We start from the raw sequence: 12,297 nt of genomic DNA, 5'->3' as shown, positions 1-12,297 counted from the left end.
TGTCAGGGCGGGTTGTATGAGGGGACGCATGTCGGAGGCGGAGCGGGCGGGCACATCTCGTCAGGGGACTCGTCAGGACAAGAGCGAGCGCCGTCTTCTCGCCGGGCGGTACCGGCTGGGAGACGTGCTCGGCCGGGGCGGGATGGGCACGGTCTGGCGCGCCGAGGACGAGACCCTGGGCCGGACGGTCGCCGTCAAGGAGCTGCGGTTCCCGTCGAACATCGACGAGGAGGAGAAGCGGCGCCTGATCACGCGCACCCTGCGCGAGGCCAAGGCGATCGCCCGGATCCGCAACAACAGCGCGGTGACGGTGTTCGACGTGGTCGACGAGGACGACCGGCCGTGGATCGTCATGGAGTTGGTGGAGGGCAAGTCCCTCGCCGAGGTCATCCGCGAGGACGGCCTGCTGGAGCCCAAGCGCGCCGCCGAGGTGGGGCTCGCCATCCTCGACGTGCTGCGCTCGGCGCACCGCCAGGGCATCCTGCACCGGGACGTGAAGCCGTCCAACGTGCTCATCGCCGAGGACGGCCGGGTCGTGCTCACCGACTTCGGCATCGCGCAGGTCGAGGGCGACCCCTCCATCACCTCCACCGGCATGCTCGTCGGCGCCCCCTCCTACATCTCCCCCGAGCGCGCCCGCGGCCACAAGCCGGGCCCCGCGGCCGACCTGTGGTCGCTGGGCGGCCTGCTGTACGCGGCGGTGGAGGGCGTCCCCCCGTACGACAAGGGCTCGGCGATCGCCACGCTCACCGCCGTGATGACCGAGCCCCTGGAGGAGCCCAAGAACGCGGGCCCGCTCAAGGACGTCATCTACGGCCTGCTCACCAAGGATCCGGCCAAGCGGCTCGACGACGCCGGGGCCCGGGCGATGCTCAACGCGGTGATCCACGCGCCCGAGCCGGAGCCGCTGGACGCGACGCGGGTGGTTCCGCTGCCGGCGCATCCCGGGCCGGCCGAGGACGGGCGGGGCGGGGCCAAGCGGGGCGAGGACCCCGCGGAGAAGCTGCGCGGCGCGCTGCGCGCGGTCCGCAAGGCGGCCGGCGGGGCCGGAGCGGCGGCGTCGGCCCGGACGAAGAGCGGCGCGGACACGGCGGCGGCGCGTGCCGGTGCCGCGGCGGGTCCGGGCGGCCCCGGCGCCGGGGCACGACCGGGCACCCCGGGCGGGACGCGGCCGGTCTCCTCCGGCAGCCCCGGCGCCGGAGCCGCCGGACGGCAGGCCGGCCCGGCCTCCGGCGCCGCCGCCGTGCCGAACTCCAGCGCGAACAAGCCCAGTTCGGGCTGGCCGGTGGTGCCGCCGCCGGACCTCGACCTGCCGCCGCGCCCGGTGCCCAGAGCGCCGCTGACCGACGTGGTGCCCCGGCGCACCCTGGTGATCATCGCCGTGGTGATCGTCCTCGCCGTGCTCGCCACCGTCCTGGCCTTCGCCTTCGGCGGCGACGACAAGACCGGCAAGCGCGGCGGGGCCAAGGCGGCGGCGAGCATCAGCGCGTCCACCGAGCGGGACACGAGCGACAAGGCGACGGGCGGCACGGCCCGCACGGGCGCGGCGAGCCCGTCGTCGGGCGGTGCCGGTTCCGGGTCGGGCACCGCCGTCGACGCGAGCGCGTCCACCGGCGCCACCGCCCCGACCGGCGCCACCGGCTCCGAGGACGGCGCCGGCGCGCCGGTGGCGTCGACCCACAAGGGCGGCCAGGGGTACTCGATCGGGTTGCCCGAGGGATGGTCGTACCGGTCCACCGGCCGCGCGGGAGACCGCTACGCCGGTCCGGACGGGCAGACGTTGCTCATCGGATGGACGAGTGCTCCCAAGTCCGACCCGGTGGCGGACTGGGAGAACCAGGAGCACTACATGGTCCGCTCCCAGTACCACCGCATCCGCATCGCGAAGGTGGCCTACCGCGACTGGAACACGGCCGACTGGGAGTTCACCTACGTCGACGGCGGCACCAAGTACCGCGCAATCGACCGCGGCTTCGTGGTGGGCGGCCACCTCGGTTACGGACTGATGTACACCGCGCAGGCGGCGGACTGGGACAGCGCGCTGCGCAGGGACACCTGGAAGACGCTCACCGGCTCCTTCAAGCCCAAGTCCTAGACGTCCGACGCGGGTTTGAGGCGTGAGAATCCGTCATCCACTCCGTGCGGGTTGCCTCCGGCACGTATCGTGAATGGTTGCGGACCGTACGCAGCCGGAAGCGTGTGCGAAACGGGCCGCGAGGCGAACGGATGTGACCGACCGGGTGGCCGGGGGAGGCAACGTGGAGGACTACGCGGGCCGGGTGCTCGCCGACCGCTACCGCCTGCCGTTGCCGCCCTCCGACGAGTACGAACTCACCGAGACCCGCGCCTTCGACACCTACAGCGGCCAGGAAGTGCTGGTCCGTCAGGTGCCGTTGCCGGAGGTCGTCGAGGCGGAGGTGCTGGACGCCGAGGGGCTGCCCGAGGGCTTCACCGCGCGTGAGCGCGGAGCCGGGACCGGCACCAGGGCCGGGACCGGGGCCGGGGTGCGGCGGACGGCGGAGGCCCGCACGGCCACCCGGCGCCCCGCCGACCCGGCCGTGCGGCGCGCCGTCGAGGCCGCGCAGGCGGCGGCCCGCATCCCCGACCATCCGCGCCTGGACCAGGTCTTCGACGTGTTCGCCGAGGGCGGGTCGCTGTGGATCGTCAGCGAGCTGGTGGCCGCCCGTCCGCTGGCCGCGCTGCTCGCCGAGCAGCCGCTGTCGCCGTACCGGGCGGCGGAGGTCGCCGCCGACGTGCTCATGGCGCTGAGGGTCCTGCACGCCCACGGCTGGGTGCACCGCAACATCACCCCGCGCACGGTGCTGGTCTGCGACGACGGCCGGGTGATGCTGACCGGCCTCGCCGTCGGCGCCGCGGAGGAGGCGCTGTGCGGGTACGACCCGGTGCCGGACCAGGACGGTACGGCGGACGGCACGGCCGACGCGGGCGCGGTGGCCGGGGGACCGGGGCCGGGGCCGGGGCCGCAGGGCGCCCGCTCCGGCTCGGGCGCGGAGCCGGCGCCGTTCGGCGGGGGCCGGGCGGAGGTCCCTGGCCTGGAGGGCCGGCCCGGCGGTGTGACCGGCGGGTCGACCGGAGGGTCCTCCGGGGTTCCGACGGGAGTGCCTTCCCAAGCCGCCGCCGGAGTCCAGGCCCACGTCCCTTCCGCGGACGTCGATCCCGAGGCCGCGCGGCGGGCCGCGATCCAGGCGAGGGCCGCCGGCGGGCTGCCGGCGCCGGGGGCCGACGGCGTGTCCGGCGGCAGTGGTGTGCCCGGCCCGGCAGGGCAGGGGCAGCCGGCGAACGGCGCGGACATCCGTGCGGCCCGCGCCGGGGCCATCGCCGCGTACCGCGCGGGCGCGCGTGCCGCCGCGCGGGTGCAGGAGGCCCGGCAGAACGGGCGCGCCGCCCTGCCCGGCGCCCGGCCGGCCATCGAGGGCGACACCGGCGCCGAGGGCACGGCACGGTCGCCGTACCCCGGACGGACGGACCACCCCGGTGGGCCGGACACCGCCACCCCGCCCGGACGGATCGCCGACCCCTACGGCGTGCGGGGCGCCCCCTGGCACGGCGCCTCGCCGCGTCCCGGCGCAGCCGACGCCTCCCGGCGTCCTGGCACCGACGAGACCTCTCCGCGCCCCGGTGCCGATGCCTTCCCGCGTCCCGGTGCCGGCCTCTCGCCGTACCCCGGCGCCGACGCCTCCCCGGCTCTCCCTGGAGATCTCCAGCTCCCTCCCGGTGCCCTCCAGCGCCCCGGCCTCCCCGCCGCGCGGCAGGAGGCCGGTCCCGGTCACGCGCCCATCCCCGGCCGGTCCCCGGTGCCGGACGCCGCCGCCATCGCTTCCACGCACACCCACTGGAACGGTGCCGGAGCCCCTCCGGGCGGCGCCCGGCGTGGTGGTGGGACCGCGCTGGCGGCCGAGCGGGCGCGGCAGGTGCGGATGACCGTGGTGGGGCCGGTGACCGAGCGGTGGGCGCCGGAGCAGGCCGGACCGGTGCACGAGAACTGGCAGTTGGCGGCGCCCGTCGGGCCCGCGACCGACCTGTGGGCGCTCGGCGCGCTGCTGTTCCGGGCGGTGCAGGGACACGCGCCGTACCCGGAGGAGTCGACGGCCGAGCTGGTGCAGCTGGTGTGCGCCGAGCCGCCCGCGTTCGCCGAGGAGTGCGGCCCGCTCAGGCCGGTCGTGGAGTCGCTGCTGCGGCAGGACCCCACCGAGCGCCCGGACTTCGAGGAGCTGAGCGGCTGGCTGCGCTCGCTGGTGCGCTCCGCGCCCGAGCCGGACGCCGGCGCCCACGTCGTACCGGTGCCGCCCGCCGACCCGAGCCGGCTGCCGGTCGTCCGGCGCCGCGGCGAGCTGGTGCGGATGCGGCGGCGGCGCGCGCGGCTGCCCGAGGCCCACCCGTCGCACGGCCGGCACAAGCGGGCCCCGGAGCGCGCCCAGCGGGAGGTCCGCTCGCCGCGGAGCCTCGGCCGGACCCTGCTCGTGCTGATCCTGCTGTTGCTGGCCGGCGCGATCGCGTACGCGCTGCTGTTCATGCCGAAGCAGGGCGAGAGCGGGGCCGCGGGCAGCGACCGCACCGGCAGCGCGGGGGAGGCAGGCCCCGCGCCCTCGGCCACGCACAAGCCCTCCCCGCAGCAGGACGGCACCCCCTCCGCCTCCGCCCCCGCCACCGAACCGCAGACCGGCGGCGCCCCGTCCGCCGCCGACGGGTTCACCCTGCGCAAGGACCCCGAGGACTTCACGGTCGCCGTCGCCAAGGGCTGGGCGCGCACCCCGAAGAACGGCAGCGGCGAAGTCGTCTACACGCACGGGAACTTCGAGCTGGTCGTGGTCCCCGGACGGGACGGCGCGTCCGCCTACGGCAGCGACCCGATGGCCTATCAGCGCGACAAGGAGCGCGAACTCCAGCCGTACCGCGACTCCAGCTGGGCCACGGCCACCGGACTGCGCACCATCGAGGTGGGCGGACGCACCATGGCCGAGGGGCAGTTCACCTGGACCGACGGCCAGGGCCGCGACCTGTTCGTGCGGAACATGGCGATCCTGCTGAACGGCCGCTACCACGTCATCCAGGTGCGCGGCCCGGAGGCTCAGCGGGACCAGGTGACCCGGCTGTACGAGCAGGCGACGGCGACGTACCGCTACACCGGTTGAGCTCCCCGTATACCGGCCGAGCCGTCCTGTCCGATTCGGGCGGCGACAAGCGTCACAGTGCTGTCACCTTGGTACCCCGCTGGTTCCCAGCGGGTGGGCCGGTCCTTAGTCTGACCCTGTCAAAAGCATTGCGGGGCAACGTGAATCAGATGCAGGGCCTGCTGATAGCGGGCCGCTACCGGCTCGCCGACTCCATCGGCAGCGGCGGCATGGGCCGGGTGTGGCGCGCCCACGACGAGGTGCTGCACCGGACGGTCGCCGTCAAGGAGCTGACCGCCGCGCTGTACGTCTCCGACAGCGACCGGGCCGTGCTGCTCGCCCGTACCCGGGCGGAGGCCCGTGCCGCGGCGCGCATCAACCACTCCGCCGTCGTCACGGTGCACGACGTCCTCGAGCACGACGGCCGCCCGTGGATCGTCATGGAGCTGGTCGAGGGCAACTCGCTGGCCGACGCCGTCAAGGAGCGGGGCCGCATCGAGCCGCGCGAGGCGGCGCGCATCGGGCTGTGGGTGCTGCGGGCGCTGCGCGCCGCGCACGCCGCCGGCGTGCTGCACCGGGACGTCAAACCCGGCAACGTGCTGCTCGGCCGGGACGGCCGGGTGCTGCTCACTGACTTCGGCATCGCCCAGATCGAGGGCGACTCCACCATCACCCGCACCGGAGAGGTCGTCGGCTCGGTCGACTACCTGGCCCCCGAGCGGGTGCGCGGCCACGACCCCGGCCCGGCCTCGGACCTGTGGGCGCTCGGCGCCACGCTCTACACGGCGGTCGAGGGCCGGTCGCCGTTCCGCCGCACCTCACCGCTGAGCACCATGCAGGCGGTCGTCGAGGAGGAGGCCGACGAGCCGCGCCACGCCGGTGCGCTCGGCCCCGTCATAGCCGCCCTGCTGCGCAAGGAGCCGGAGCGCAGGCCGAGCGTGGAGGAGACGGAGCAGATGCTCGCGGAGGCGGCGGAGGGCCGCCGCCCGCACACGGCCCAGGCGTTCATCCCGACCCAGGGCTCGGGCCTGCACGCGGCGGGCGCGGGCCACCCGGCCGCCCCGGGCTACGGCACCGCCCCCGGTGCCGTGTTCCACGACTCCACCGGCCCCACCGCCCAGGCGCCCGGATACCAGCCCGCCGCGACCGGCTCCGGCCACGGTCCGGGAGCGCCGGCGCAGCCGGGCCGCTCCACGTCCGGGCCGACGGCCGTGGCACCCGCGCCGCAGCGCCCGGCGCCGGTACGGCGCCGGCGCCGGCTGCGCACCCTCGCCCTCGTCGTCGCGTTCGCGGCCGTGCTCGGCGGTGGCGCGGCGGTGGCGTTCCAGGAGTGGGACGGCTTCCAGCAGCACACCGGGCCGGGCGGCGACGCGGGTCCGGCCACCGCCTCGCCCGTGGCGAGCGGCAGCGCCACGCCGGGCGGCGACGGGACCGTGCCCGCCGACTGGCGGGTGTATCACGACCCGCTCGGCTTCAGCATCTCCCTGCCCAAGGGCTGGAAGCGGTCGGTGGTCGAGTCCAAGGACAACCTCAGGCCCAGCCTCAAGCAGATCGACTACAGCCCCGACGGCGGCTACCACTTCGTCCGCATCGCCGTCGACACCGCGTCCGACTTCGCCGACGCCTACCACCACCAGCTGAACCTGGAACAGCAGTTGCAGCGGCTGGTCGACTACAAGCGCGTGGCCCTGAAGCGGAACACCTACCGCGACCGCAGCGGCTCGCTGTGGGAGTACACCTGGTACGCGCTGCAGAAGGACCCGCCGCACGTCGCCGGCCCGCGCCACGCGATCGAGGAGACGTACTTCGCGGGCTCCGGCACCGAGTACGCCATCTACATGTCCACGCCGGCCAAGGACTGGGCGAAGACCAGCAGGCAGTTCAGGTGGGTGCTGCAGAGCTGGCAGGAGCCGGCCGGCGGCTGACGCGACGTCACCGGGCTCCCGGGTACCGCCGTACGACGCGGATACGGCCGAAAACCGCTGGTCGTTCGGCCCGGCTTGGCCGATCGGCGCCCCGGAGCGCGCGCGTCCGGTGAGGCATGATGGGCGCATGGGGACCGAGGGCGCCGACTTCCGGATGATCGCGGGCCGTTACCGTCTGGAGGCACGCATCGGGCGCGGCGGCATGGGCGTCGTGTGGCGGGCCGTCGACCAGATGCTGGGCCGGCGTGTCGCGGTCAAGGAACTCCTCCCGGACGACTCCCTCGCCGAGGACGACGCGCGGCGCCGCCGGGACCGCACCTTTCGCGAGGCACGGGCCGTGGCCCAGCTGCGGCATCCGCACATCATCGTCGTGCACGACGTGGTGGAGCAGGACGAACGGCCGTACCTCGTCATGGAGTTGATCGAGGGCGTCTCGCTCGCCGACCGGATCGCCCGGGACGGCCCCGTCGACGCCGCCGAGGCCGCGCGGATCGGCATCGCCCTGCTCAGCGCGGTGCGCACCGCACACGAGGCGGGGGTGCTGCACCGGGACATCAAACCCGCGAACGTTCTCATCGAGTCCGACACCGGACGCGTCGTGCTCACCGACTTCGGCATCGCGCAGGTCGCGGGCGCCACCACGCTCACCGAGACCGGCTCCTTCGTCGGCTCGCCCGAATACACCGCGCCGGAGCGGATGTCGGGGCTGCGCACCGGCCCGGAGTCCGACCTGTGGTCGGTCGGCGCGCTGCTGTGCACCGTGCTCAGCGGTGAGTCGCCGTTCCGGCGCGACTCGCTAGGCGGCATTCTGCACGCCGTGGTCGCCGCCGAGATCCGGCCACCCGCCGAGGCCGAGCCGCTGCTGCCGGTCGTACGGGGGCTGCTGGAACGCGACCCCGACCGGCGGCTCGGCGCGGCGGAGGCCGAGCGGATGCTGCGCACGTACCTGGAGACGGGCCGGACCCCGCCGGCGGGGCCGTCACCCGGCGCCACCACCGCCTCCGGGCTGATGCACCGGATCGGCGGTGGCCTCACCCCGAGGTCCGCGGCGGCGAGCCGGGCGCAGAACGCCGGTGCGCCGTACTCGCCGACCCAGCAGGACGTTCCGCACGGTACGGCGCAGCCGCCGGCCGGTGCCGCCCCGCCGGCGCAGCCCGCCCCGGCCCGGACGCCGTCCACGCGCGGGGTGCTGATCGCGGCCCTGCTGGTCGCCGCGCTCGCCGGGGCCGGTGTGTCGGCGGCGGCCCTGCTGGTGCACCGGGACGGCGGCGGGCGCGGCGGCACCCCCGGCGGCACGCCGGCCTCCCCGACGGCGGCCACGGCGACCGGGACCGGGACGCGCGCCACCGCGCCCACGTCACCCACCGCCTCCGGCCCGGCGTCCACCACCACACACCCCACCGCCACCGGCTCCGGCCGCGCCGGCCCGCCGACCGCGCCCTCCGGTTACCGCACGGCCCGCGACCCGGCCGGCTTCTCCCTGGCCGTACCGGACGACTTCACCCGCAGCCCGCAGGGCGAGCGCGTCTTCTACCTCTCACCGGGCAGCACCTTCCGGCTCGGCATCAAGGTCGCCGATCCTCAGCCCGGCGGCCCGCAGGCCGTGATGGAGCGCTCGGCCGCGGGCGGCCCCTCCACCAACTCCGGCTACCACGACGGCCGGGTCACCCGCACCACGCACGACGGACACCCCGCCGCCCTCTGGGAGTTCACCTGGAACGGCTTCAGCGCCGCCGAGGGCCCGCGCCACACCTACGACCTGTGCTGGGAGGAGGCCGGGCGGCTGTACGACGTGTGGGTGTCGGCGCCGGTCGGCAAGGTGCGCGAGGCGAAGGAGTACTTCGACGTGGCGGTCGACACCTTCCGCGCCGGTTCCTGAACACCGCGCGGTCCCAGATGTACGACGACGAGAAGTTCCGCGGCGACGGCGAGTACGGCAGCGACATGCCAGGCGGCGCGAAGACCCGCCCGGACGACACCGCCACCCACCACGGCAGGGGGCCGCGTCGGCTATCCGAACACGCGACGTCACGGCCCGCGGCCGGCAGGTGGCCGGGGCGGCGATCGCGAACCCGGACATCGACAGGCTGTGACCCGCGGCGGCCGGACTTGTCGGGCCGGCCGTGTCCCCCTTCGACAAGGGCATGGTGCCCACGGTACTCATGTGACATGAGTGGAGACGGCGAACACCCGCCCGACGCACGACTGATCGGGGGCCGCTACCGGCTGGCCGGACGCCTCGGCTCCGGTCCCACCGGAACGGTCTGGCGGGCCCACGACGTACAGCACGAGGGCGTCCACGTCGCCCTCAAGGAGCCGTCGCTGCCCGGCGATCCGGCCGACGACGAGGACAGCCGCCGCATCGCGCACCGCCTCTACCGCGAGGCCCGCGCCGCCGCCCGGGTGCGCCACCCCTCCGCCGTCACGGTGTACGACGTCGTCACCGAGGGCCATGTCCCCTGGATCGTCATGGAGTTGGTGGAGGGGGAGTCGCTGCGGGAGGTCCTGCGGCGCGGCCCGCTCCCGGCCCCGGAGGCCGCCCGGATCGGGCTCGCCGTCCTCGGCGCGCTGCGCGCCGCCCATGCCGTCGGGATCGTGCACCGGGACGTCAAACCGGCCAACGTGCTGCTGGAGTCCGGCACCGGGCGGGTGGTCGTCACCGACTTCGGCACCGGCGACGGGCACCCGGACGACGCGCCCGCCGGTTTCGTCGCCCCCGAGCGGGCCGCCGGGCCCGGCGCCGGGCCCGCCTCCGACCTGTGGTCCCTCGGCGCCCTGCTGCGCGCCGCCCTCGCGGACACGGACCCCGGCCCGCTGGGCCCCCTGCTGGACCGGCTGCACGCCGACGAGCCCCAGGCGCGGCCGGGTGCGGAGGAGGTGACGGCGGCACTGCGGGCGTACCTCGAGGGCACGCCCGACGACCCGGCGGACGCCGTACCGCACCCCGCGCACGCGATGCCCACGGGAACCGCCCCGACCACGACGTCCTCTCCGCCCGCCACGGCACCTCTCGCCTCCGGCCACCGATCGGCCCCGGCCCCCAGCCACTCGTCGGCCCCCGCACCCGGCCCCGCCCCCGCACCCGGCCCCGACCACCCGGCGGCCCCCGCCTCCGGTCACCCGGCGGCCCCCGCCCCCGGCCTCCGGGCGGCCCCGGCCACGGGCCCTGACCACTCATTGGCCCCCGAGCCGGGTTCCGACCACCCGTCGGCCCCCGCCCCCGGCCCCGCCCACCCATCGGCCCCCGCCCCCGCCGGCCAGCCCGCGGTGGCCGCTCCCGGCCCCGGGCCGGACGGGTCGCGGGAGGCCGCGCCGGCCTCCGCCCCGTCGCCCGCGCCCCGCCGCCGTAGCCCTCGCACCACCCTCGGGATGCTCCTCGCGAGAAAAGCCGGACTCGACTGATCCTTCTGCCGGTCGCCGCGCCAACGCCCTGATCAGCACATTCGCCGCCAGTGATCACTGGCAGCGTGTGAGCAGTCGGTGAATCCCCGTTACCGACGGGTACACAAAGGCGGTGACGCGGCATACCCTGCGCGTCATGACGGACACGCAGGCCCCGGACAGCACCGGCACCAACCCGCTCGCGCCCGCGCCCGAAGGCGTGCGCACCGCCGCCGACGTGGTCACCCCGGAACTGGTGGCCCAGCTCACCAAGGGCGTCACCGGCTCCGGCCGGACCGCCAACCACACCCCGTTCACCGGCGAGAAGCTGGCCGACCTGCCCGAGTCCACCCCCGACGACGTACAGAAGGCCTTCGAGGCCGCCCGCGCCGCCCAGGCCGTGTGGGAGAAGACCCCGGTACGGCAGCGGGCCGCCGTCCTGCTGCGCTTCCACGACCTGGTGCTCGAGCGGCAGGCCGAGGTGCTCGACCTGATCCAGCTGGAGACCGGCAAGGCCCGGCTGCACGCCCACGAGGAGGTGCAGGCCGTCGCCGTCGCGGCCCGCCACTACGGCCGCAAGGCCCCCGCCTACCTGCGGCCCAAGCGGCACACCGGCGCCGTCCCCACGCTCACGAAGGTCACCGAGATCCGTCACCCGCGCGGCGTCGTGGGTCAGATCGCCCCGTGGAACTACCCGCTGGAGCTGTCCGTCGGTGACGCACTGCCCGCTTTCGTGGCCGGCAACGCGGTCGTGATGAAGCCGGACACCGAGACCTGCCTGACCGCGCTGTGGGCGCGCGACCTGCTGATCGAGGCCGGACTGCCCGAGGGCGTCTTCCAGGTGGTGCTGGGCGACGGCCCGGTCGTCGGCCCCGAGGTCGTCAAGCACGCCGACTACGTCTCCTTCACCGGCTCCACCCGCACAGGACGCGAGGTCGCGCAGGGCGCGGCGGCCCGCCTGGTCGGCGTCTCCCTCGAACTCGGCGGCAAGAACGCCATGCTCGTCCTCGACGACGCCGACATCGAGAAGGCCGCCGCCGGCGCCGTACGCGCCTGCTTCTCCTCCGCCGGACAGCTCTGCATCTCCATCGAGCGGCTCTACGTCCACGAGTCGGTCGCCGACGCCTTCCTGGAGCGCTTCGCCGCCCGCACGAAGGCCATGCGGCTCGGCAACTGCCTCGCCTACGGCGCCGACATGGGCTCGCTGGTCGGCGAGCGCCAGCTGAAGACCGTCCAGCGGCACGTCGAGGAGGCCGTCGCCAAGGGGGCGAAGGTGATCGCGGGCGGGGTGTCCCGGCCGGACATCGGCCCGTACTTCTTCGAGCCCACCATCCTCGACGGCGTCGACAGCTCCATGTCCGTCTGCGAGGAGGAGACCTTCGGGCCGGTCGTCTCCGTCTACCGCTTCAAGAGCGACGACGAGGCGGTCGAGCGCGCCAACGCCACGCCGTACGGCCTCAACGCCTCCGTCTGGACGAACAACGCCCGGCGCGGCCGGGAGATCGCCGCCCGGCTGCGCACCGGCACGGTCAACGTCAACGAGGGCTACGCGCCCGCCTACGGCAGCGTGCAGTCCCCGATGGGCGGCATGAAGGACTCCGGCCTCGGCCGCCGCCACGGCTCCGAGGGCATCCTCAAGTACACGGAGGCTCAGACGGTGGCCCAGCAGCGGCTGCTGCCGATGGCGCCCTCCCTGGGCATGACGGACGAGGGCTACGCCCGGTTCATGAGCACGAGTCTGCGGCTGATGAAGGCGTTCCGCTTCCGCTAGAGGCCCCGGCTCCGCATCCCCCGGAAGTCCGGGTTCCGCATCCGCTGGGAGGCCGGCATCCGCTGGGAGGCCGGCTTCCGCCGGAAGT

Annotated in this window: 6 protein-coding genes; all 6 read left to right on the top strand. The window is 75.4% G+C overall.

The annotated features are described in order from the left end of the window. The first annotated feature begins 28 nt into the window (after positions 1-28). The 6 genes from OG956_RS13740 to OG956_RS13715 all read left to right on the top strand — a co-directional run bounded on the left by OG956_RS13740 (position 29) and on the right by OG956_RS13715 (position 12,209). Positions 29-2,095 (top strand): serine/threonine-protein kinase, encoded by a 2,067-nt coding sequence (locus OG956_RS13740; protein ID WP_330338273.1) that lies wholly within the window; start codon positions 29-31, stop codon positions 2,093-2,095. A 163-nt stretch (positions 2,096-2,258) separates the two neighbouring features. Continuing rightward, positions 2,259-5,153 carry a protein kinase gene (locus tag OG956_RS13735; protein ID WP_330342831.1) on the top strand — a complete coding sequence of 965 codons (2,895 nt, stop codon included), beginning with the start codon at positions 2,259-2,261 and terminating at the stop codon, positions 5,151-5,153. Between the two features lie 149 nt (positions 5,154-5,302). Beyond that, a complete protein-coding gene (locus OG956_RS13730; protein ID WP_330338272.1) occupies positions 5,303-7,057 on the top strand; it encodes a serine/threonine-protein kinase in 1,755 nt (584 codons plus the stop codon). 127 nt (positions 7,058-7,184) lie between these two features. Further along, on the top strand, positions 7,185-8,936 hold the full coding sequence (locus OG956_RS13725) for a serine/threonine-protein kinase (protein ID WP_330338271.1): 1,752 nt from the start codon (positions 7,185-7,187) through the stop codon (positions 8,934-8,936). Between the two features lie 290 nt (positions 8,937-9,226). Further along, positions 9,227-10,459: a serine/threonine-protein kinase gene (locus OG956_RS13720; RefSeq protein WP_330338270.1), complete on the top strand. Its 1,233-nt coding sequence runs from the start codon at positions 9,227-9,229 to the stop codon at positions 10,457-10,459. Positions 10,460-10,595: 136 nt separating this feature from the next. Beyond that, positions 10,596-12,209, top strand: a complete 1,614-nt coding sequence (locus tag OG956_RS13715) for a succinic semialdehyde dehydrogenase (RefSeq protein WP_330338269.1) — start codon at positions 10,596-10,598, stop codon at positions 12,207-12,209. Positions 12,210-12,297: the final 88 nt, after the last annotated feature.

Source organism: Streptomyces sp. NBC_00557 (genome assembly GCF_036345995.1).
Lineage (GTDB): Bacteria > Actinomycetota > Actinomycetes > Streptomycetales > Streptomycetaceae > Streptomyces.
This window is presented reverse-complemented; position numbering and strand designations above follow the sequence as displayed.

Excerpts from the sequence above, each read along its gene's own strand:
- OG956_RS13740 (WP_330338273.1), top strand. The coding sequence starts at position 29 with ATGTCGGAGGCGGAGCGGGCGGGCACATCTCGTCAGGGGACTCGTCAG.
- OG956_RS13730 (WP_330338272.1), top strand. The coding sequence starts at position 5,303 with ATGCAGGGCCTGCTGATAGCGGGCCGCTACCGGCTCGCCGACTCCATC.
- OG956_RS13725 (WP_330338271.1), top strand. The coding sequence starts at position 7,185 with ATGGGGACCGAGGGCGCCGACTTCCGGATGATCGCGGGCCGTTACCGT.
- OG956_RS13720 (WP_330338270.1), top strand. The coding sequence starts at position 9,227 with ATGAGTGGAGACGGCGAACACCCGCCCGACGCACGACTGATCGGGGGC.
- OG956_RS13715 (WP_330338269.1), top strand. The coding sequence starts at position 10,596 with ATGACGGACACGCAGGCCCCGGACAGCACCGGCACCAACCCGCTCGCG.